The following is a 21,460-nucleotide window of genomic DNA, read 5'->3' on the forward strand; positions in this document are numbered from 1 at the left end:
CCGCCCGGCGCGATCCGTGGACAACCTTCCCGGCCCCGCCCGCGATGCCCCGGGGGCCTTTCCGGGACGGGGCCCGCCGGCTCCCCCGGGGCCGCGGTCAGCGCGGGCCGGCCGCCTCGGGGGCCCCGTCGAGGAAGCCGCCCGACTGGTGCCGCCACAGCTTGGCGTAGGCACCCTCCGCCGCGAGCAGTTCCCGGTGCGTGCCCTGCTCGGCGATCCGTCCCCGGTCGAGGACCACGAGCCGGTCCATGGAGGCCACCGTGCTCAGGCGGTGGGCCACGACCAGCGCCGTCCGTCCCTCCATGAGGCGCCACAGCGCTTCCTGGACGAGGATCTCGCTCTCGGAGTCCAGGGCGCTGGTGGCCTCGTCGAGGAGGAGGATCGGCGCGTCGCGCAGGACCGCGCGGGCGAGGGCGACCCGCTGGCGCTGGCCCCCGGACAGTTTCACGCCCCGTTCGCCGACCATGGTGTCGAAGCCGTCGGGGAGGGCGTCGGCGAACTCCGTGACGTGCGCCGCCCCGGCCGCCCGGCGGATCTCGGCCTCGGTGGCGTCGGGCCGGGCGAAGGCGATGTTGTCCCGCAGGCTCCGGTGGAACATGGCGGGGTCCTGCGGCACGTAGGCGATCATGCCGCGCAGATCGGCCTGGCGCAGCCGGGCGATGTCCTGTCCGCCGATCAGGATGCGGCCGGCGTCGACGTCCGTCATCCGCAGCAGCAGCCGGGTGAGGGACGTCTTGCCGCCGCCGGACCGGCCGACGAACCCGACCTTCGCCCCGCCGGGCACTTCCAGGTCGAGCCCCTCGAAGAGCGGCTTCGCGCCCGCGTGGGCGAAGGTCACCTTCTCGAAGCGGACGCCGGCGTCCTTCGGCATGAGCGGTTCCGGGTCCTGGGGGTCGAGCACCGTCGGAGGTTCGAGGAGCAGTTCGGTGAACTGCCCGGCCTCCGTCATCGCGCTCTCCAGACGGCGGTAGATCTGGTTGAACTCGAACATGATCCGGGTGGCGTTGGCGTAGTACGTGAAGGCGACGACGATCGCCTCGACGCCGTGTTCGCCCCCGCCGAGGGCGACGGCGAGGACGAGCCCCAGCACGTTGGTGAGGACGGACATCGGCGCGACCAGCGTGTCGATGCGCAGGTTGCCGTAGTCCCAGGACCGCAGGGTGAGCCGCCGCGACTCCGCGACGCGGGAGCGGTGCTCGGCGGCCTCCCGTTCCTCGGCGGCGAACGACCGGACGGTGTCCATGTTCATGAGGCTGTCGGCCACGTGCCCCGACACGCGGGCGATGGCCTGCTCCCGCCGGGCGACGAGCACTTGGCGGCGGCGGATCAGCGGGACCGCGCACAGTCCCGTGACCGCGATCAGCGTCAGGAGGCCTGCCACGAGCAGCGGGTCGTACTGCCAGAGCACCACCGACGCGAACAGCAGCGGCACGAAGCTGCCCATGACCGAGAAGGTCAGCGTGTCGACGAACTCCTCGAAGCGGGAGGCGAACCCGAGGACCCGCTTGGTCAGCGATCCGGCGAAGTTGTCGTGGAAGAACGAGGCGTCCTTGGCGAACAGTTCGTCCATGCCGATGACGTACAGGTGCTCGATGCCCCGGGCGTCGAGGCGGTTCAGGCAGTGCACTCCGGCGCGCCAGAAAGCCTCGCCGAGCAGCAGTACGGCGGCGAAGCCGAGGACGTGGGGAAGGAGCGGGACGAGGCCTCCGGCGGCGGGGCCGTCTCCGGTGACCCGGCCGACGAGCTTGGCGACGATCAGCGGGGCGACGTAGAGGATGCCGATGTTCCCGAGGGCCGGGAGCAGCATCGCCGGCACGGCGAACCGCCGCAGCCGGACCAGTTCCCGTCCGTAGTGGCGGAGCGCGAGGAGCACGGCGCCCCCGGGGGGTGGTCCTTCGCGCGTCTCTGGTGATCCCATGCCCGGTCCCGTGGTGTCGTACCGAAGGTGAGGAACAGGGAGTGTGTCGCGCGGACGCGTTCGCGGTCCACGGATTTTCACCGGCCACCGGAAGGCCGGAACCCGCCGGTGGGGGCACGGAGCCGGTGCGGACCGGTGCGGCGTCGGCCAGGAGGCTTGACGGGCGGAATCCAGGGAATGCGCCTAACGTGACCGAAGTACCCCAGTCGATCAGAAAAGGGGCGTATCAGTCATGGGCGAGAGCCACATGGACAAGGCCAAGGGCAAGCTCAAGGAGGCCGCCGGCAAGGCGACCGGCAACGAGCGCATGAAGACCGAGGGCAAGACGGACCAGATGAAGGGCCAGGCCCGCGAGGCGGGCGAGAAGGCCCGGGGCAAGGCCGAGGGCGTCCGCGACTCCCTCAAGCGCGACGACGCCTGAGGCCCGCGCCCGTTTTCGTCAGGCCGCCGTACCGCGCTCTGGAGGACGGCCTGAACAGCGGAAGGACCGCCCGGCACCGGCCGGGCGGTCCTTCCGCGCCACCGGCCGGTCACCGGCGACGGCGTCGCGCACGGGGTGTCGCGGGCGCGGGCTCAGGGAGCGGTCCGCACGGGGAAGCTGAAGGTGTGCCCCTGCTGCTTGAGCCACGGCAGCACCTGCCGCAGGGCGGCGACGGTCTGGGCGCGGTCGCCGCCGCCGTCGTGGAAGAGGATGGTGGGCCCGTTGGACAGCTCGTTCTTGACCGTGTTGACGATCGCGGCGGTGCCGGGCTGCTCGAAGTCCTTGGTGTCCACGTTCCAGCCGAGCGGACGCATGCCCGCCTCGGCGGCGATCCGGCGGCTGTCCGGCGTGAACGCGCCGCCCGGCGCCCGGTAGTACTCGACCTTCGCTCCCCCGGCCGCGTCCTCGATCATCTTCTTGGCTTCCAGGACCTGCCGCTTCTGGTACGCGACGGGCTTCTTGTCCATCGCGGTGTCGTGGGAGATGGTGTGGTCGCAGAGGCGGTGCCCGTCCGCGACCACCTTCCGGACCAGTTCCGGGTAGCGCTTCGCCTCCGGCCCGACCATGCAGAACACGGCCTTGACGCCGTTCTCCCGGAGGATGTCCAGCATCCGGGGGGTCCATCGCGGGTCGGGCCCGTCGTCGATGGTGATGTTCACCGCCCGGCCGCCCGCCTCCGCCGCGTGGGCGATGCTCTCGGGCATCTTCTTCGGCGGCGCCTGGACGGACGGCCCGGTCTTCCCTCCCGGCGCCCCCGCCGCCGCTCCCGCCGCCGAGGTCTCCGCCTCCGCGTCGTGCGTCGCCACCGTGGCCCCCCACACCGCCAGGCTGAGCCCGACGGCGGAGGCGACCATGGCTATGTGCGTCCTGTACGTGCCCCGCTGCCCCATGGAATCCCCACTCCCCGTTGTTCTTCGTTCTTCTCCCAGGTGAGAGGACGTTACAAGCGCCCGGCGGGTTTCGTGTAACCGTTGGGACATACGTCGTCGACAACTCGGTACGCGGCACCGGAGGGGGCGCCGCGGAGGGCCGGGAAGACGCCTCGTGACACCGGAGCGGCGCCCCCCTCGGCCCGTGCCCGTGGGTCGGCCGGGCGCGGCCGGAAACGCGTCCCGTGGCCGGGAGAGGGCGGTCGCGGACCGGCGCGGCCGGCTCCCGGCGCGCCGCGATCCGTCGTGTACGCGCCAATGGCGCCGGCCTCCCTCCGGAGCCGTGCCGGGGCCGGGCCCGGCCGGCGGCGGGGCGGCACACCCCTCGCGGCGTGCGGGGACGCTTCTCCGGAAGTCCGTCACTCTTTCGCCGCACGGCCTTCACGGAAAGGACACTTTCGGCCGCCGGCGACGCGGGCGCCTCCCGGCGAGGCAGACGCCGGACCGCGCCGCTGCCTAGCCTCCCTGGCCATGCGATCCCACCTCACGAGGCGCCTCGGCCCTCTCACCGTCCTCGCCCTCCTCCTCGTCGCGTTCGGCCTGGCCCCCTCCGCGAACGCGGCCGGCCGGACCGCCACCGCCGCCGCCGAGCTGACGTTCGCCACCGACGCCGCGACGACCACTCCGGGCGGCACGGTCCACCTCTCCATGACGCTGACGAACCACACGTCCTACGACGTCTGGTTCGTCCACCAGACGATCAACCCCACCTGGCTCACCACCCAGCGCCCGGACCTGAAGTACGCGTTCACCGGCTGCGCCCTCACCGGCCCCGCCGGCAGCACCCCCTGCTCCGGCACCGGGCCGGCCGACCTCGGCGCCAACTACGGAGCCACGGTTCCGCCCGGCCAGAGCAGGACCGTGACCCTGACGCTCCAGATCGCGCCCGACTCCGGCTGCAACGGCAACATCGGCTTCTACTCGTACTTCTACGCCGAGTTCAGCGACACCTCCAGCGTCAGCGGCGGCCCGGTCCACACGCCCGAGACGCGCGTCCTCTGCGCCTGACGGACGCGTCCGGTGAACCGTCACACGAAGCGCTGGCCGAAAATCGCCAACCCGCCCTCCGGACAAGCGGTTTAGACCAATGACGGTTCTGCTGGAGCGGCCCCGGGGCGACCGGTCGTCACCGCCCCCTCCACCTGCGCGCAAGCGGCGCGGAGGTGGAGGGGCGCGAGAGACGAAAGGGGTTTCCCTCCCCTTCGTCACGTCCGAGGCACCGTTCCGTATATCTGATTTTTTCGGCCACCTTTCGCCGCGAGACCACAAAAACTCCACAGGTACATCACCATTTGACGCGACGGATGCGTGAACGACCGGCCTTCGAGGGGGATGCCGGCGTCGCACGACGGGGGTGCGTCCGCTCTGCGGAGCCGTGCTCACCCCTGCTCCGGGAGGGGACACCACCGCATGAAGCGGATCTCAGGCACCACCCTGCTCACCACGGGCGCGCTCGTCGCCGCCCTCGTCCTGCCGGGCACGACGGCCCACGCCGCCGGCAAGGCACCCCGCGTCGACCTGCGGGTCCTCGTCGTGACCGACGGCGGCCCGGCCACCGACGCCATCGCCGCCGAACTGGACGCGGCCGGAACGCCGTACACGACGGTCGACCTCAACCGCGCCGACCGGCCCGTCATCGACGCCGGCTACCTCGCGGACACCGTGGACGGCCGGCCCAGGGCCAAGTTCCAGGCCGTCGTCCTGCCGAACGACAACCCGTTCCCGGCCGACTCTCCCGAGATGGCGGCGCTCGTGGGCTACGAGCAGTCCTTCGACATCCCGCAGGTCGACGCGTACACCTACGCCCGGCCCGAGGTGGGCCTCCAGTACGCCCTCCACGGCGGCTACGCCGGAAGCCTCGACGGGGCCCGGGCGCAGGCGACCGCCGCCGGCCTGTCCGGCCCGTTCGGCTACCTCGAAGGGGGCGTGCCGTTCGAGGACAACTCGCCCACCGTGGGCGAGAGCTACGCCTACCTGTCGAACCCGGCGGCGGGCGCGGACTTCACCCCGTACGTCGAGGCGGCGATACCCGGGACGACCGGACGCGGGTCCCTCGTCGGCGAGTACCGGCACGACGGGCGGCGCGAACTGGTCGTCACCTTCGTCTACAACCGGTACCAGCAGCAGTTCCGCCTGCTGGCCCGGGGCATCGTGGAGTGGATGACCGGCGGGGTCCACCTGGGCGCCTCGCGGAACTACTTCGCCGTCCACGTCGACGACGTGTTCGCGGCGGACGACCGCTGGAACTCCGCGCTCAACTGCACGCCCGGCGACGTGGACTGCACCGATCCCGGCGCGGTGCCGGACCCCATCCGGATGACGGCCGCGGACGTGGACCACGCCGCCGCCTGGCAGAGCGCGCGGGGCTTCACCCTCGACATGGCCTACAACGCCGCCGGCACCGTCGACTTCCGCGCGGACAACAACGGCGCGGACCCGCTGGCCGACCGGTTCGTCGCGAAGCGGAACGACTTCCGCTGGATCAACCACACCTACACCCACGCCTTCCTCGGCTGCGAGCAGGACGTCAGCGTGGTGCCGTGGCGGTGCGCCACCCACCCCGACGGTTCCGTCAGGTGGGTCTCCCGGCAGGACGTCTCCGACGAGATCGCCCTCAACCGCGTGTGGGGCCAGGCCGCCGGACTGCCCCTGGCCAACGACGAACTGGTCACCGGCGAGCACTCCGGACTGCGCGTCCTGCCCCAGCAGAACGCCGACAACCCCAACCTGGCCCCGGCCCTCGCCGACAACGGCGTCACCTGGCTGGGTTCGGACAACTCCCGCGAGCCCGGCCAGCGCCAGGTCGGCTCCGCCACCACCGTCCCCCGCCACCCGATGAACGTCTTCTACAACGCCGGGCGGGCGGCCGAACAGGTCGACGAGTACAACTGGATCTACACCGCCCGCGCACAGGGCGGCAGCGGCATCTGCGAGGACAACCCGGCCACCACCACCTGCCTGGCCGCCCCGCTCGACCCCGCGACCGGCTACACGGACCACATCGTTCCGCTGGAGCGGCGGATCGCCCTGGGCCACGTCCTCTCCAACGACCCCAGGCCCCACTTCATCCACCAGTCGAACCTGGCCGAGGAGCGGATCGCCTACCCGGTCGTGGACGGGGTCCTCGACGCGTACGACACGCTGTTCGCCGCGAACACGCCCGTGGTGAACCTGCGGATGAAGGACATCGGGCAGGAGCTCCGGCAGCGCTCCGCCTGGCGCGCGGCCGTGCAGAGCGGCCAGGTCACCGCGTACCGCATCGGGCTGACCGTGACCGTCCAGGGGCCGGGCGGCACGGTGGTCCCCGCGACCGCCCCCGAGGGAACCCTGAGGAACGGCACCGGCTTCGGGCAGCCCTACGCGGGCGGACGGTCCGGCTGGACGACGCTCACGGGCACGCCCCTCACCCTCGGACTGCCCTCCTCCCCCGGGTTCACGGCCGTCTCCAGAGCCGCGTCCGCACCGGTCCGGGTCCCGGCACCGGGACCGGCCCCCCGGGTCCCCGCGGGCGTGTCCCGTCCGGTCGCGCCCGGCACGGACGGCTGACCGCCCCACCGGCGCCGCAGCCCCGTCCCGGCAGCGGGGTCCCGGCCGCCCACGGGCGGCCGGGACCGGCACGACCAACCCCACCACGGCCGTGGAGCACACACACATGCACGTTCAACGCGGCGCCCGGCGCCCGGGCGCCCCGCGCGTCACCCTCCTGACCGAAGGCACCTACCCGCACAGCCACGGCGGCGTCAGCGTCTGGTGCGACCAGCTCGTCACCGGCATGCCGGACATCGACTTCGACGTCCTCGCCGTCACCGCCTCGGGCCGCGAGGCGCTCGCGTGGGACCTGCCGCCCCATGTCTCCGGCGTCCTCTCCGTCCCCATGTGGGGCCCCGCGCCGGAGGGCCGGCCGGCCAGGGGCAGGACCGGCAGGCGGCTCGCCGACGCCTACGAGAAGTTCCTGACCGCCCTGCTCGACCCGCGCGCCGAGGACGGTTTCCCTCCCGCCCTGTACGCGCTCGCGCACGCCGCCGGGGACGGCCTGCTCAGCCCGTTCCTGCGGGGCGACACGGCGCTCGCGGTGCTCACCTCCGTGTGGCGGCGCCCGGGGCTGGCCGTACGGGAGGCCGGACCGACCCTGCACGACGCGCTCACCGCCACGGCCCTGCTCGAACACGCCCTGCGCCCGCTGTCCGCGCCGCCCCCGGCGACCGGGGTCGCGCACGCCGTCAGTGGCGGGGTGGCCGTCCTGCCGGGCCTGGCCGCCCTCGACCGGCACGGGGTGCCCCTGCTCCTCACCGAGCACGGCGTGTACCTGCGCGAGCGCTACCTCGGGTACCGCACCGCGCCCTACCGCTGGCCGGTCAAGGCGGTGGTGCTCGGCTTCTTCCGGCTGCTCGCCGAGGAGAGCTACCGCAAGGCGTCCCTGATCACCCCGGGCAACCGCTACAACCGGCTGTGGGAGGAGGAGGGCGGCGCCGACCCGGCGTCGATCCGCACGGTCTACAACGGCGTCGACCCCGCCGCCTTCCCGCACGCCGGGCCCGAGCCGGAGGACCTCACCCTCAGCTGGGCCGGGCGGGTGGACCCGATCAAGGACCTGGAGACGCTGATCCGTTCCTTCGCGATCGTCCGGGACCGGCTGCCCGGCGTCCGGCTGCGGCTCTTCGGCGGCACGCCCCGGGGCGGGGAGGCGTACCGGGAGCGGTGCGAGGCCCTGGCGGCCGCTCTCGGCCAGGCCGGTGCCGTCACCTTCGAGGGACGCGTCGACGACATCAAGGACGCCTACGCGGCCGGCAACGTGGTGATGCTGTCCAGCATCAGCGAGGGCTTCCCGTTCACCCTGATCGAGGCCATGTCCTGCGGGCGGGCGACCGTCTCCACCGACGTCGGGGGCGTGCGGGAGGCCGTGGGCGACGCCGGGCTCGTGGTGCCGCCGCGCGACCCGGCCGCGATGGCGACCGCCGCGCTCACGCTCCTCGGGGACCCCGCCCGGCGCCGGGCGATGGGGGAGGCGGCCCGGCTGCGGGTGATCGAGCGCTTCACCCTCCGGCAGACCATCGACACCTTCCGCGCCATCTACCGCGAACTGGCCTCCGGGGAACGGCGGCCGCCCGTCCGGACCGTCCTGCCCACCCCGGTGGCCAGCGGTACGGGGAGCCTCGCCGGATGAGCGGGCCGATATTCCTCGAACCCGGCGGTTCCGAACAGGACACGCTCGCGATCCGGCTCGCCGTGCCGCGCTCCCGGCGGTTCCTCGACGACGCCACGCTGGCGATCCGGCTCCCCGCGAAAGGGCCCGACGAGGAGGCGGTCAGCGCGCTCGCCGCCGAACTCGCGGACCGCGTCGGGCCGGCCGTCCACCCCTACGAGGTGGCCGCGCTCCTGGAGGCGGACGGCCTGACCGCCTCCCTGATCAAGGAGCGGTACGGCCACCCCACCCTGTTCTCGCTCGCGGCGGCGCTGTACGAGCGGGTGCCCCGGGCGTTCCCGGAACCGCCCGTGCCCGCCGACCCCTGGCGGCCCGACACGGCCCGGTGCCTGCTGCGCGGCCTGCTGTTCGCGCTGCCCGCCCTGGCGTACCTGCTCACCGCCCCGCTGTGGCGCGTCGACGAGCACGCCCCCGTCCTGATCACGGCGGGCGTCGTCTCCTGGGCGTGGGGCCAGGCCCTCGGCCACCGGGCGCACCTGCGGCTCGCGACGGGACGCCGGGAGGCGTCGCGCACGCTGCTCAAGGGCTCCGTGCTCGGGGCGGCCGTGGCCACGGGCCTCGCCGCGATCCCCGCCGGCGGGGGCCCCGCCACCGCGGCGGCGGCGGCCCAGTCGCTGTACCTGGCAGCGGCGGGCGTCCTGCTCGTGCTCGGCCGGGAGCGGCTGCTGCTCGCCGCGCTCAGTCCGCTGACGGCCGGCGTCGTGCTCCTGCCCTGGTGGGAGCCGGGCGCCCTGCTGCGGCTCACCTTCCCCCTGCTCGCGCTCCTCGCCACGCTCGTCCTCGCGCTGCGGGTGCTGGGCTCCGGCTTCGCCGTACCGGCCGTCGCCGGCGGCCCTCGGCCCCGGCTGCGCGCCTCCGTGCCGTACGGCCTGTTCGGGCTCGCGGCCGCGGTGCTCGTGACGCTGGAGGGCCGGCGGGACCCGTACGCGGTCATCGTCCTCACGCTCAGCATGGGGCCGGCGGAGTGGCTGCTCTACCGCTACCGGGGCTGGTCGGTCGCCGCGCTGCGGGCCAGCGCGACGCCCCGGGCGTTCCTGCTCCGTTCGTCCGGCGTCCTCGCGCTCTGCCTCTCCTGCTACCTGCTGCTCCTGCTGGTCCCGGCGCTGGTCATGGGCTCCGGCCCGGTCGCGCTGCTCTCCCTCGCGGCGGTGCTGTGGACCGCCCTGCTCCTCCAGGCGTTCGGCGTGGCCTGGCCGCCGGCCGCCCTCTGCGGGGCCACCGCCGTCGCCGCCGCGGCCGTCACCGGGGCGGGCCCGTCCCCGGGCCCCGGCGTGCTGCCGGCGGTCTGCGCCGCGGCCGCGGTCTGCCTGGCGGCCTGTGTCGTCGCCCTCCTGGGCCGGCCCTCGCCGCACGTCTGACGGGCCGGCCGCCCGGCCGCGCCCCCACCCGCCCACCACCGTGCCGTTCCCGTCGAAAGGACCGAAGAGTTGACCTCCGCACCGCTCGCCGCCGTCACCGGAGCCGAAGGGTTCATCGGCTCGCACCTCACGGAGGCGCTCGTCGCCTCCGGCCACCGGGTCAGGGCCATGGCCCAGTACAACTCGTTCTCCTCCTACGGCTGGCTGGAGACCCTCTCCCCCGACGTCCTCGACCAGGTGGAGATCGTGCTCGGCGACGTCCGCGACCCGGGCTCGGTGCGCGGGCTGCTCGACGGCGCCGACTGCGCCTACCACCTGGCCGCGCTCATCGCGATCCCGTACTCGTACCAGGCGCCGCACAGTTACGTGGACACCAACGTCACCGGCACCCTCAACGTCCTCGAAGCGGTCCGCGCCCTGGGGACGCCCCGCCTCGTGCACACCTCGACCAGCGAGACGTACGGCACCGCGCGGACGGTGCCGATCACCGAGGACCACCCCATCAACACCCAGTCCCCGTACGCCGCTTCGAAGGCGGGCGGTGACCGGCTGGCGGACAGCTACCACGCCAGCTTCGGCACGCCCGTGGTGACGCTGCGCCCGTTCAACACCTTCGGCCCCCGGCAGTCGATGCGGGCCGTGATCCCCACCGTCATCGGCCAGGTGGCCGCCGGGGAGCGCACCCTCACCCTGGGGGGCCTGCGTCCCACCCGGGACTTCACCTACGTGAAGGACACCGCGCGGGCGTTCCTCGCGGTGGGCACGGCCCCGGCGGAGGGCGTCGTGGGCCGGACCTTCAACGCGGGGACGGGCGGGGAGATCTCCGTCGGCGACCTGGTCGCGCTGATCGGCAAGGTCATGGACACCCCGCTCGACGTCCGCGAGGACTCCGCGCGGCTGCGGCCGGCCGACTCCGAGGTGATGCGGCTCGTCGCGGACGCGTCCCGGCTGACCGCGGCGACCGGCTGGGAGCCGGTCCACACCCTGGAGGAGGGGCTGGCGCGCACCGCCGAGTGGTTCGCCGACCCCGCCAACCTGGCCCGCTACAAGACCGGCATCTACAACATCTGACCCGTCCGGCACGTCCCTTCAGGAGGTATGCCATGCACGCTGTGATCCTGGCCGGTGGAAAGGGCGTCCGGCTGAGGCCGTACACCACCGCGCTCCCCAAGCCGCTCGTCCCCATCGGGGACCAGCACGCCATTCTGGAGATCGTGCTGCGCCAGCTGTCCCGGTCCGGCTTCACCCACTGCACCCTCGCCATCGGCCACCTCGGCGAGATCATCCGCGCCTACGTGGGCGACGGGTCGCAGTGGGGCATGAGCATCGACTACGCCACCGAGGAGAACCCGCTCGGCACCATGGGGCCGCTGCTCAACCTGCGCGAGCGGCTGCCGGAGCACTTCCTCGTGATGAACGGGGACGTGCTCACCGACCTCGACTACGCCGACGTGCTGCGCCGGCACGAGCGGTCGGACGCCCCGCTGACCATCGCCACGTACGCCCGCGAGGTGCGCATCGACTTCGGGGTGCTGACCACCGACGACAACCGCGTGGTCGCCTTCACCGAGAAGCCCAGCATCGACTACCGGGTGTCCATGGGGGTCTACGGCGTCTCGCGCGGGACGCTCGACGCCTACACGCCGGGGCTGCCGCTCGGCTTCGACGAACTGGTCCTCGACCTGCTCGCCGCCGGGACGCCGCCGCACGCCTACGACTTCGACGGCTACTGGCTGGACATCGGCCGGCCGGACGACTACGACCGGGCCAACGCGGAGTTCACCAGCCGCAAGTCCCTCCTGCTCAAGGGAGCCTGAACAGCGATGCGCATCCTCGTCCTCGGCGCCGGCGGCTATCTGGGCGGCCACGTCACCGAGCGGCTGCGGTCGCTGCCGGGCACGCGCGTGCTCGTCGGCGGCCGTTCCCCGGGGGCCGACGTCGTCGTCGACCTCGCCTCCGACCGTCCGTACGTCCTGGCGGGCGCGCTGGCCGCGGTCGCGCCCGACGCCGTGGTCAACTGCGCGGGCGCGACCGGCGGCGACGCCGTCACGCTCGCGGAGGTGAACGCGCGCGGGCCCGCCGTGCTGTGCGCGGCGCTGCGCGAGACCGCGCCCGGGGCCCGGCTCGTCCATCTGGGGTCGGCCGCCGAGTACGGTCCGGGCGTGCCCGGCCGGCCGGTGGCCGAGTCGGAGCCGTGCGCTCCGGCGGGTCCCTACGGCGCGACCAAGCTGGCGGGCACGGTGGCGGTGACCGCGTCGGGGCTCGACGCGGTGGTGCTGAGGGTGGGCAATCCCGTGGGGGCGGGAGCGCCGCCCACGGGCCTGCCGGGACGGGTGGCGGCGCTGCTCGCCGGAGCGGGAGCCGGGTCCGGCTCCCCGGGCGGGTCCGGCTCCCCGGATGGGCCGGAGGAGGAGCTGCGGCTCGGCGACCTCTCCGCGTACCGCGACTTCGTGGACGTGCGGGACGTGGCGCGGGCGGTGGAGCTGGCGGTCACCGCCGCCGGGCCGCTGCCGCCCGTCCTCAACGTCGGCGGCGGCGAGGCCCTGCCGGTCCGGGAGATGGTGCGGAGGCTGGCGGACACGGCCGGGTTCCGCGGCCGGATCACCGAGGCGGGCGGCGACGGGTCGGCCCGGTCCGCACACGTGTCGTGGCAGTGCTCGGACATCACCGCGGCCCGCTCCGCCCTCGGCTGGCGCCCGGTCCACTCCCTCGACGCCTCCCTCGCCGCGCTGTGGGCGGCACGGCCCCGCTCCCGCGCGCACGACGGGGTGGCGGCGCCGTGAGCCTGCTGGTCCCGCTGTACGTGCATCCCGCCGAGGACCCGGCCGCCTGGCACCGGCTGATCGCCGGCGCCGCGCACACGTACGGCGTGGTGATCAACCCGGCGAGCGGTCCGGGCGACACGGCCGACCCGGCGTTCGCCTCCGCCGCCCGCGCGCTGCGGGCGGCGGAGGCCCGGCTGCTCGGCTACGTGGACACCGACTACGGCGTGCGCGACGCGGACCGGATCGTCGAGGAGGCGCTCCGGCACCGGGAGTGGTACGGGGTGGACGGCTGCTTCCTGGACCGGACGACCGCGGGGCGCGACGGCCTGACGGACTGCCGCCGCCTGGTGCGGTCCCTGCGCAGGGCGGGCGTCTCCCCCGTGGTCCTCAACCCGGGCGTCCACCCCGACCCGGGCTACGCCCGCCTGGCGGACCTGACGGTCACCTTCGAGGGCCACTGGTCGACGTACGTCTCGGCGTTCAGCCGCCCGTCGTGGGCGGCGCGGCTGCCACCGGAACGGCTCTGCCACCTGGTGTACGGGGTGCCCGCCCCGCTCGTCCCGCTCGCGGTGCGCACCGCGAGCGAGCGGGGCGCGGGGGTGTGCGGCCCGGTGACCGGGGAGCCGCCGAACCCCTGGGCCGGCCTGACCCCGGCGCTCGCCGAGGCGGACCGGTGAGGCGGCCGCGCCGGACCGTCGCGGCGGTGGCGCTCCTCCTGGCGGTGCTGGCCGGCTGCTCCGGGGGCCCGGGCGGTCCGGGGGCCGCGGGGACGCCGGAGGAGGGGACCGGCCGCCCCACGACCGGCCTTCCCACAACGGGCCCCGCCACCGGCCGTCCCTCGCCGGACCCCACGGCCCGCCCCGTTCCCCCGGCCCGGCCCTCCTCCTCTCCCCCCGCGTCCCCTCCCCCGCCCTCCTCCGCGCCCGGCCCGCGCTGGCGGCCCCGTCCCGGCCTGGCGTGGCAGTGGCAGCTCGACGGCAGGGCCGACCCCTCCGTCGACGTGCCGGTGTACGACATCGACGGCTTCGAGAACAGCGCCGCCGACGTGGCCCGCCTGCACCGGGACGGCCGCAGGGTGATCTGCTACGTCAACGTCGGCGCGTGGGAGGACTACCGCCCCGACCGGGACGCCTTCCCCGCCTCCGTCCTCGGCGCGCCCAACGGCTGGCACGGCGAACGCTGGCTGGACATCCGCCGCGTCGACGTCCTCCGCCCCCTGATGGAGCGCCGGTTCGACATGTGCCGCGACAAGGGGTTCGACGCGGTGGAACCCGATCTGGTGGAGGGCTACGGCAACGACACCGGCTTCCCGCTGACGGCGGACGACCAGCTCCGCTACAACCGCGTGATCGCGGAGATCGCCCACGCGCGCGGCCTGGCCGTGGGCCTCAAGAACGACCTCGCCCAGATCCCCGTGCTCCTGGACCACTTCGACTTCGCGGTCAACGAGGAGTGCGCCCGGTTCGACGAGTGCGAACGGCTCGCGCCCTTCGTCGCGGCGGGCAAGGCGGTCTTCCACGTGGAGTACGACGGGGCCCCCGCCGCGTTCTGCCCGCGGGCCCGCGCCCTCCGGCTCTCGTCGATGCTGAAGAACCCGGCACTGGACGCGTGGCGCAGGCCCTGCTGACGGCGCCCCCTCCGGGACCCGCACGCCCCGCCGCGCCCCGGAGGGACCAGCCGCATGGGTCACGACGGGCGGGGAAGGCGCCCCTCGCATAGCGTCGACCGAGGCGAAGCCGAAGCCGAGGAGGAGGACCCGTGGACCGGACCGCAGCGACACGCGAGGACCCCGGGACGGCCGGGAGGCCGTCCGGGACCGTCCGGGGAGCCCGCCGTGGATAGGGCCGGGGCGGAGCACGGGCCGGAGGCCTCGGCCGTCTCCTCCACGGTCGCCCTGCGGGTCAACGGCACGGAGCACGCCCTCGTCCTCGACCACCGCACGACCCTGCTGGACGCGCTGCGCGACCACCTCGACCTCACGGGCTCGAAGAAGGGCTGCGACCACGGGCAGTGCGGGGCCTGCACCGTCCTCCTCGACGGGCGGCGCGTGAACAGCTGTCTGACGCTCGCCGTCGCCTGCGCGGGCGCGTCCGTCACCACGGTGGAGGGCCTGGCCGACGACGGCCGGCTCCACCCGGTCCAGGAGGCGTTCGTCTCCCGCGACGCCCTGCAGTGCGGCTACTGCACCCCGGGCCAGATCTGCTCGGCCGTCGCCCTCCTGGACGAAGCCGCCGCCGGACAGCCCTCGCACGTGACGCCGCCGGACCGGCCGCCGGGCGAGCCCGTCCCGCTCACCCCGGACGAGATCCGCGAGCGCATGAGCGGGAACCTCTGCCGCTGCGGCGCCTACCCGAACATCGTGGACGCGATCGAGGAGGCCGCGCGGTGAAGCCCTTCGCGTACGTCCGGCCCGAGCGGGCCGAGGAGGCGATCGAGCGGTTCGCCGCCCACCCCGGTGCCCGGTTCCTCGCGGGCGGGACCAACCTCGTGGACCTGATGAAGCTGGGCGTCACCGGCCCGTCGCTGCTCATCGACATCCGCGGCCTGCCGCTCGACGCGGTGGAGGAGACCCCCGGGGGCGGGCTGAGCGTCGGCGCGACCGTCCGCAACAGCGACCTGGCGGCCCATCCGGCCGTGCGCACCCGCTACCCCGTCCTCTCGCAGGCCCTGCTGGCCGGCGCCTCCGCCCAGCTGCGCAACGCGGCCACCACCGGGGGCAACCTGCTCCAGCGCACCCGCTGCCCGTACTTCCAGGACACGTCGAAGCCCTGCAACAAGCGCGAGCCCGGCACGGGCTGTCCCGCCCGGGAGGGCGTCCACCGCGACCTCGCGGTGCTCGGCCACTCCGCGCACTGCGTCGCCACCCATCCGTCGGACATGGCGGTCGCCCTCGCCGCCCTCGACGCGGAGGTCCGGCTCCGGGGGCCGGGCGGCGAACGGACGGTGCCCGTCACGGAGTTCCACCGGCTGCCCGGGGACCGGCCGGACCGGGACACGGTCTCCGAGGACGGCGAACTCATCACCGGCGTGACGCTGCCCCCGCCCCCGCCCGGAGCGCGCGGCGCCTACCGCAAGGCCCGCGACCGCGCCTCGTACGCCTTCGCGCTCGCCTCCGTCGCTGCCGTCCTGACCGTCGAGGACGGCCGGATCGGGCACGCGGCCCTCGCCTTCGGGGGCCTCGCCCACAAGCCCTGGCGGGCCCGCGCGGCGGAGGAGGTCCTGCGCGGCGCGCCGGCGACCGACGAGACGTTCGAGCGGGCGGCCGACGCCGAACTCGCCGCGGCCGAACCGCTGCGCGACAACGGCTTCAAGGTCCCCCTCGCCCGCAACCTGGCCGTGAGCGTCCTGCGCGGCCTCGCGTCCCGCGCCGCGCACGACGGCACCGACCGATGACCACCGGAGGAGGCACCGCGCCATGACCAGCCGATCCGCAGGGCCGACGACGGGAGCCGTCCGGCGCGACGCCCGGGAGAAGGTGACGGGCGAGGCCCGCTACGCCGTCGACCGGACCCCGCCCGGCTGCCTCCACGCCTGCCCCGTGCCCGCCGCCGTCCCGCGCGGCCGGGTCACCGCCGTGCGCGCCGACGAGGTCCTGGGGCGTCCGGGCGTGCACGCCGTGCTCACCCACGAGAACGCGCCCCGCCTGGGCGAGTGCGACGACCCGACGCTCCTCCTGCTCCAGGACGACAGGGTCCCGCACCGGGGCTGGTACGTGGCCGTCGTGGTCGCCGACACCCCGGAGAACGCGCGCGAAGCCGCCGAGGCGCTGGAGGTCGAGTACGCCACCGAGGACCACGACGTCCTGCTGCGCGCCGACCACCCGCGCCTCTACACGCCCGAGAAGGCCAACGGCGGCTATCCGGCCGTGCGGGAGCGCGGTGACTTCGACGGGGCCTTCGCGGCCTCCGCCGTACGGGTCGACGCGACGTACTCCCTGTCGGCCCTGCACAACCACCCGATGGAACCCCACGCCTCCACGGCCCGGTGGGACGACGGCGCGCTGACCGTGTACGACTCCAGCCAGGGCGCGACGACGGTGCGGGACGTCCTGGCGGGACTGTTCGAGCTGCCGCCGGATCGGATCACGGTCGTCTCCGCCTTCGTCGGCGGCGGCTTCGGCTCGAAGGGCACGCCCCGGCCCCCGGCGGTCCTCGCGGCGATGGCCGCCCGGCACACCGGCCGGCCGGTCCGGCTCGTCCTGCCGCGCCGTGAGCTGCCGGCCGTCGTGGGCCACCGCGCGCCCACCGTCCAGCGCCTCCGGATCGGCGCGTCCGGGGACGGGGTGATCACCGCCCTCTCCCACGAGGTCGTCACCCAGACGTCCACGGTGAAGGAGTTCGTCGAACAGGCCGCCGTCCCGGCCCGCACCATGTACACCTCCCCCCACAGCTTCACCGGCCACCGGGTGGTGGCCCTGGACGTGCCGTCCCCGTCGTGGATGCGCGCGCCGGGCGAGGCGTCCGGCATGTACGCCCTGGAAGCCGCCATGGACGAACTGGCGGAGGCCGCGGGCGTCGACCCGGTGGAGCTGCGGCTGCGCAACGACCCCGACGAGGAGCCCGACAGCGGCAAGCCCTTCAGCAGCAGGGGTCTCGCCGAGTGCCTGCGGGAGGGCGCCCGGCGCTTCGGCTGGGCCGGCCGCGACCCCCGGCCCGGTGCGCGGCGCGAGGGGGACCTGCTGTGGGGCACGGGGGTCGCCTCGGCGACCTATCCCGTGCTGCTGAGCCCGTCGAAGGCCTCGGCGCACGCCGGTCCGGACGGCCGGTACACGGTGCGGGTCGACGCCACCGACATCGGTACGGGGGCGCGCACGGTCCTGGCCGGGATCGCCGCCGAGGCCCTCGGCGTCCCGCTCGACGCCGTGCGCGTGGAACTCGGCAGCAGCGACCTGCCGGACGCCCCCGTCGCGGGCGGTTCCTCCGGTACGGGCTCCTGGGGCTGGGCCGTGCACAAGGCCTGCGCCGCCCTGCGCGGGACGCTGGCCGACCGCTCCGGCCCGCTGCCGCCCGGGGGCGTGAGCGCCGGGGCGGACACCGAGGAGGAGACGGGGCGGAAGTCCCCGTACGCACGCCACGCGTTCGGTGCCCACTTCGCGGAGGTCCGCGTCGACGCGGTCACCGGCGAGGTCCGGGTGAGCCGGATGCTCGGCGTGTTCGCGGCGGGCCGGATCCTCAGCCCCCGTACCGCCCGTTCGCAGTTCATCGGCGGCATGACGATGGGGCTCGGCATGGCGCTGACCGAACACAGCACCATGGACGCCGTCTTCGGCGACTACGCGGAACGCGACCTGGCCTCCTACCACGTCCCCGCCTGCGCCGACGTGCCCGCGATCGAGGCGTACTGGGTGGACGAGCACGACCCCCACCTCAACCCCATGGGCAGCAAGGGCATCGGGGAGATCGGGATCGTCGGCACGGCCGCGGCGATCGCCAACGCCTTCCACCACGCGACGGGCGCGCGCCTGCGCGAGCTGCCGCTGACCCCGGACCGGGTTCTCCCCCTGCTCGCGCGGTGAACCGCCGGCGGGACGGGCGATCGGCCGGCCGGTAGGTCGGCCGACCCGTTACCCGTTGGCCGGTGGGCCGGTCGGCTGGCCCGTCGGCCGACCCGTTGGCCGGTGGGTCGGTCGGCTGGCCCGTCGGCCGACCCGGAAACGGCCGGGACCTCCTTCCCGGTGTTCCGGCCGGCCGCCGGGCGTCAGCCCACGAGGCACAGCCCGGTCAGGGGGTGCGGGAGCCGGACGACGTCGCGCGGCTCCTGGTGCGCGGCGGGGCCGTCCGGCAGGGGGACGGCGCGTATGCGGCCGCCGAGGTCCGAGACGTAGGCGATGCCCGCTTCGGTGTCGACGGCGAGGCCGATCGCCTCCCCGAACCCGTCGGCGAGGATCTCGGGCGGCCGTCCCGGCGCGCCGGCCTCCGGCACCGGGGCGCGGTTGAGGGTGTTGCCGGCGGGTGCGGCGCCGCGGTCGGTCCAGTACAGCCATTCCCCGTCGAGGTGCAGGTCGATGGGTTCGGGCAGGTCGCTCCAGAGCAGTTCGACGTCCGTGCGGTTCCCGGCGGTCCGCCCGGCCGGGATCTCCAGGCCCGCCCGGAAGATCCGGCCCCTGCCGCCCTTGGCCGGCCCCTTCTGCGTCCAGTACAGATGGCCCCGGACGGGGTCCACCGCCACGCCGACGCACTCCCCCATGATCCCGTCCTCGGCGGGATTGACCACGAGGTCGGTCAGGCCGGTGCCGTCCGCCCGGACCCGGCTGACGCGGTGCCCCTCGCGGTCGCCCCAGTAGAGCGTGCCGGCGCCGTCGGTGGTCAGCTGCTTCCCCGTGGTGATCGTTCCGGCCGGTGCCACGGCCCGGGACGGTCCGCCGGTCAGGGGCACGGCGTGGACGCCGCCGTCGCGGCGGGAGAAGTCCTGGCCCGCCTCGCCGGGGACGCCGGGATCGGTCTCGGGGACGCCCATCGTCGTCCAGTACACGTCGGTCGCGTCCGCGGTGATGCCGTCCGGCGCGGGGCCGGCGTCCTCCAGCAGGGTCCGTACCCGGCCGTCCGGAAGGCTCACCCGCAGCACCTTCCCGGGCAGGATCTGCAGCGCGAGCAGTTCTTTCGACACGATGGTTCTCTCCTCGTTCCGTCGTCGGCGTTCCCGCGGCGCCCCGGAAGGGGGCGCCGGTGCGTTCACCGCCCGTCGTCCCCGGGCGTGGGGGCGGGGTCCTGCCACCCCAGGGCTCCGAGGACGGAGCGGGTGCGTTCGTCCCGCCGGTCCTTGCGGCGCCGGTAGGCGTCCTCGCCGGTGCCGTAGGTCTCCTCGACCGCGTCGAGGACCTCGCCCGTGCGGGCCGGGTCCGGGCCGCCGGTCTCGAACGTCATCTGCGAGCCGACGTGTTCGAGCAGATGACGCATGCCGTCGGGTCCTCCGCCCAGGGCGCCGCTCTCGAACGGTCCCGTCACCGCCCAGCGCAGTCCGAGCGAGGCGCGGACGAGGTCGTCGAGGTCGCGGACGTCGACCACTCCCTGCTGTACGAGGTACATCGCCTGGTCGTTGAAGACCTTCTGCAGGCGGTTCCCGACGAAGCCGGGGATCTCCTTCTTCAGGCGGATCGGCAGCTTGCCGAGTCCCCGGTACACCCCGAGGGCCCGGTCGACCGTCTCCGCGGACGTCCGCGGTCCGGGCACGACCTCCACCAGCGGCATCAGCTCGGGCGGGTTGAACGGGTGCCCGATCACAATGCGGTGGGCGGCCGGGTTGCCGCGGGCGATGGCCGAGGGCAGCAGGGACGAGGAGGACGAGGCCAGGACGACGTCGTCGCCCGTGTGCGCGGCCAGCGCGGCGAACATCTCCTCCTTGACCTCGACGCGTTCGGGTCCGGCCTCCTGCACGAAGTGCGCGCCGCGCGCCGCGGCGGCCAGGTCGGCGGTCGCGGTCACGGGCCTGCCCGGCAGTTCGCGCGCCACCAGGTCGCCGAGGTCGGGCCGCGGGTCAGTGACGCGGACCTCCCAGCCGGCGTCGTCGAACAGGCGGGCCCAGGAGATGCCGATGACACCGGCACCGACGATCGTCACGACCGCCATGAGAATCACCTCGGGGAAAACGGGAGGGGGCGAGCAGTACGGGCGGGAACCGTCCCGGGGAGGGCCGTTCCTCACTCCACAGGACGGGGAGGCGGCGCCGGGGCGCGGTGCCCGGGCGGAACCGATCGGAAACGATCGGGCTCGGCGCGCCGTACCGGGCGGTTCCGACATCCAGTGGACACCCGGCGCCCCAGGTCTGTCCAATATATGGTCACCTAGTGAGCGATATGCAGAGTGATATCAATTTGTCGCGCCGGCTTCTCGAACAGTTTCTCGCGGTCGCCCAGGAGAAGCACTTCGGCAGGGCGGCCGAACGCCTCGGCATGAGCCAGCCGCCGCTCAGCCAGTCCATCCAGCGCCTGGAACGCGCCGTGGGGGCGCGCCTCCTGGACCGGGGCCCCGGCGGGGTGGGGCTGACCGCCGCCGGGAAGGGGTTCGCCGCCGACGCGCGGCGCCTGCTCGACCTGCAGACCGCAGCCGTGACCAGGGCCCGCCGCAGGGCGGCGGGCCTCGCGGGGGAGGTCCGGGTCGGATACGTGAGCCTCCTGAGCTACCTCTACCTCCCCGCCATGCTGCGGGCCGCGGCCGACCGGCTGCCCGAGCTGAGCGTCCACCTCCAGCACGACTCCTCGGCCGGCGTGATCGACCAGGTCCGCGCGGGGACCCTGGACCTCGGATTCGTCCGGGACCCCGCCCGGCTCACCGGCGACCTCGTGAGCACCGTCATCGCCACCGAGCGGATCGGCGCCGCCCTGCCCCGGGGCCACCGCCTGGCGGACGCGGACGGGATCGACCTCGCGCAGCTCGCGGACGAGGGCTTCGTCCTGCCCGACCCGGGCGCGCTCCCCGCACTGGCCGACCAGCTCCACGTCGCCTGCCGCGAAGCCGGCTTCGCCCCGCGCGGGGTGGCCGTCGCCGACGATCTCAGCGGCCTGTTCGGCTACGTCGGCTCCGGGCTCTGCGTCGGCCTCGTTCCGGAGGGCCTGCGCCACCTCGCCTTCGCGGGGGTGCGCCTCGTACCGCTCCGCGGACGCTCCGGACACCTCGACACGGCCGTGCACGCCGTCCACCGCCCCGACGCCGATCCGGCGGTGCTCCGTCTGCTCGCGGTGGCCCGGAGCGCGTGGCACCAGGAGGAGTGATCGGGACGCACTCGTCCCCGGCGGGGCCCGGCGGGTGGACGGGGGCGGGTGGCGGGAGAGCGCCGGCCGCGGCCCGGCCCCCTGGCCGCCGACATGGCG

Annotated in this window: 18 protein-coding genes; 14 read left to right on the forward strand and 4 right to left on the reverse strand. The window is 74.7% G+C overall.

The features are described 5' to 3' along the window. Window positions 1-97: 97 nt before the first annotated feature. Window positions 98-1,918: an ABC transporter ATP-binding protein gene (locus ACZ3IL_RS14090; protein ID WP_467390000.1), complete on the reverse strand. Its 1,821-nt coding sequence runs from the start codon at window positions 1,916-1,918 to the stop codon at window positions 98-100. A 232-nt stretch (window positions 1,919-2,150) separates the two neighbouring features. Here ACZ3IL_RS14090 and ACZ3IL_RS14095 point away from each other — a divergent pair, with 232 nt between their 5' ends. After that, window positions 2,151-2,339, forward strand: coding sequence for a CsbD family protein (locus ACZ3IL_RS14095; protein WP_388697491.1), 189 nt, complete (start codon window positions 2,151-2,153; stop codon window positions 2,337-2,339). Window positions 2,340-2,491: 152 nt separating this feature from the next. Here ACZ3IL_RS14095 and ACZ3IL_RS14100 read toward each other — a convergent pair whose 3' ends face one another. Beyond that, window positions 2,492-3,289 (reverse strand): polysaccharide deacetylase family protein, encoded by a 798-nt coding sequence (locus ACZ3IL_RS14100; protein ID WP_467390002.1) that lies wholly within the window; start codon window positions 3,287-3,289, stop codon window positions 2,492-2,494. 510 nt (window positions 3,290-3,799) lie between these two features. Between ACZ3IL_RS14100 and ACZ3IL_RS14105 the strand changes: the two genes are divergently transcribed. The 12 genes from ACZ3IL_RS14105 to ACZ3IL_RS14160 all read left to right on the forward strand — a co-directional run bounded on the left by ACZ3IL_RS14105 (window position 3,800) and on the right by ACZ3IL_RS14160 (window position 18,169). Continuing rightward, entirely contained in the window at window positions 3,800-4,336 is a 537-nt protein-coding gene (locus ACZ3IL_RS14105; protein ID WP_467390004.1) for a hypothetical protein, read from the forward strand. A 402-nt stretch (window positions 4,337-4,738) separates the two neighbouring features. Next, window positions 4,739-6,874: a hypothetical protein gene (locus ACZ3IL_RS14110; protein WP_467390006.1), complete on the forward strand. Its 2,136-nt coding sequence runs from the start codon at window positions 4,739-4,741 to the stop codon at window positions 6,872-6,874. Between the two features lie 106 nt (window positions 6,875-6,980). After that, window positions 6,981-8,492: a GT4 family glycosyltransferase PelF gene (gene pelF / locus ACZ3IL_RS14115; protein ID WP_467390008.1), complete on the forward strand. Its 1,512-nt coding sequence runs from the start codon at window positions 6,981-6,983 to the stop codon at window positions 8,490-8,492. Continuing rightward, complete coding sequence (locus ACZ3IL_RS14120) at window positions 8,489-9,889, forward strand: hypothetical protein (RefSeq protein ID WP_467390010.1); 1,401 nt, start codon at window positions 8,489-8,491, stop codon at window positions 9,887-9,889. Before pelF ends, ACZ3IL_RS14120 begins: the two co-directional genes overlap by 4 nt. A 69-nt stretch (window positions 9,890-9,958) precedes the next feature. After that, a complete protein-coding gene (locus tag ACZ3IL_RS14125) occupies window positions 9,959-10,960 on the forward strand; it encodes a GDP-mannose 4,6-dehydratase (protein ID WP_467390012.1) in 1,002 nt (333 codons plus the stop codon). A 32-nt stretch (window positions 10,961-10,992) separates the two neighbouring features. Continuing rightward, window positions 10,993-11,706: a nucleotidyltransferase family protein gene (locus tag ACZ3IL_RS14130; RefSeq protein WP_467390013.1), complete on the forward strand. Its 714-nt coding sequence runs from the start codon at window positions 10,993-10,995 to the stop codon at window positions 11,704-11,706. A 6-nt stretch (window positions 11,707-11,712) separates the two neighbouring features. Next, the gene (locus tag ACZ3IL_RS14135) at window positions 11,713-12,672 is read left to right on the forward strand and encodes an NAD-dependent epimerase/dehydratase family protein (protein ID WP_467390016.1); all 960 of its coding nucleotides are present in this window, start codon (window positions 11,713-11,715) and stop codon (window positions 12,670-12,672) included. Continuing rightward, window positions 12,669-13,331 carry a spherulation-specific family 4 protein gene (locus tag ACZ3IL_RS14140; RefSeq protein WP_467390017.1) on the forward strand — a complete coding sequence of 221 codons (663 nt, stop codon included), beginning with the start codon at window positions 12,669-12,671 and terminating at the stop codon, window positions 13,329-13,331. Before ACZ3IL_RS14135 ends, ACZ3IL_RS14140 begins: the two co-directional genes overlap by 4 nt. A gap of 26 nt (window positions 13,332-13,357) precedes the next feature. After that, the gene (locus ACZ3IL_RS14145; RefSeq protein ID WP_467390019.1) at window positions 13,358-14,281 is read left to right on the forward strand and encodes an endo alpha-1,4 polygalactosaminidase; all 924 of its coding nucleotides are present in this window, start codon (window positions 13,358-13,360) and stop codon (window positions 14,279-14,281) included. A gap of 207 nt (window positions 14,282-14,488) precedes the next feature. Next, window positions 14,489-15,043: a 2Fe-2S iron-sulfur cluster-binding protein gene (locus ACZ3IL_RS14150; RefSeq protein WP_467390020.1), complete on the forward strand. Its 555-nt coding sequence runs from the start codon at window positions 14,489-14,491 to the stop codon at window positions 15,041-15,043. Next, window positions 15,040-16,047, forward strand: a complete 1,008-nt coding sequence (locus ACZ3IL_RS14155; protein WP_467390022.1) for an FAD binding domain-containing protein — start codon at window positions 15,040-15,042, stop codon at window positions 16,045-16,047. The genes ACZ3IL_RS14150 and ACZ3IL_RS14155 overlap by 4 nt, the downstream gene beginning before the upstream one ends. Window positions 16,048-16,069: 22 nt before the next feature. Continuing rightward, window positions 16,070-18,169: a xanthine dehydrogenase family protein molybdopterin-binding subunit gene (locus ACZ3IL_RS14160; RefSeq protein ID WP_467390024.1), complete on the forward strand. Its 2,100-nt coding sequence runs from the start codon at window positions 16,070-16,072 to the stop codon at window positions 18,167-18,169. A gap of 182 nt (window positions 18,170-18,351) precedes the next feature. On the opposite strand, the gene ACZ3IL_RS14165 is transcribed toward ACZ3IL_RS14160, so the two are convergent. Both ACZ3IL_RS14165 and ACZ3IL_RS14170 read right to left on the reverse strand, forming a co-directional pair. Further along, window positions 18,352-19,260 (reverse strand): SMP-30/gluconolactonase/LRE family protein, encoded by a 909-nt coding sequence (locus ACZ3IL_RS14165; RefSeq protein ID WP_467390025.1) that lies wholly within the window; start codon window positions 19,258-19,260, stop codon window positions 18,352-18,354. 65 nt (window positions 19,261-19,325) lie between these two features. Next, window positions 19,326-20,219: a 3-hydroxyacyl-CoA dehydrogenase NAD-binding domain-containing protein gene (locus ACZ3IL_RS14170; RefSeq protein WP_467390026.1), complete on the reverse strand. Its 894-nt coding sequence runs from the start codon at window positions 20,217-20,219 to the stop codon at window positions 19,326-19,328. 227 nt (window positions 20,220-20,446) lie between these two features. On the opposite strand from ACZ3IL_RS14170, the gene ACZ3IL_RS14175 reads away from it, so the two are divergent. Beyond that, a complete protein-coding gene (locus tag ACZ3IL_RS14175; RefSeq protein ID WP_467390474.1) occupies window positions 20,447-21,361 on the forward strand; it encodes a LysR family transcriptional regulator in 915 nt (304 codons plus the stop codon). Window positions 21,362-21,460: the final 99 nt, after the last annotated feature.

Source organism: Streptomyces sp. NPDC014907 (assembly GCF_055562975.1).